Annotated in this window: 1 protein-coding gene; it reads right to left on the bottom strand. The window is 68.6% G+C overall.

Features of this window, described 5'->3' with window-relative positions:
- Window positions 1-59: 59 nt before the first annotated feature.
- Window positions 60-407, bottom strand: a 348-nt coding sequence (locus WDW90_RS38325) for a hypothetical protein (RefSeq protein ID WP_336492904.1), incomplete at its 5' end; no start/stop codon positions are given.

The raw sequence follows: 407 nt of genomic DNA on the forward strand, positions 1-407 counted from the left end.
TAACCACCGGCCCGCGCGCCAGGACGAGCGTGACTGCAGAGCAAGGTAGCCGTGCCGCGTCAGGCGGCCCTCGGGCACTCCGGCCGTTCCTGTTCGTGGCTCGCCACCGAGAAGTCGATGATCTGCATGGGGGTAGAAACCGGCTCCGGCGCCGCGGCCGGCACCGGCCGGCTCGCCTCCGCGATGCGTGATTGCGTGAACAGGGCCGCGCCAATCTCCGCGCCAGCCGCCTTGATCAGGGTCGCCTCCTCGCAGGTGCCTGCGATCTTCACGGCCAACGCGTGCAGGTTATCCCGCTCGACACAGTAGACCGCGATCCGAGCGCGGGCGTACTCGGATATAGGGGCGAGCAGCCTTGCGAACTCGTTCTCGTCAGCCCGGTAGAGCGGTGCGATCAGCCCGACAGG

Origin of the sequence: Methylobacterium nigriterrae (assembly GCF_037106235.1) — a bacterium.
GTDB lineage: Bacteria > Pseudomonadota > Alphaproteobacteria > Rhizobiales > Beijerinckiaceae > Methylobacterium > Methylobacterium nigriterrae.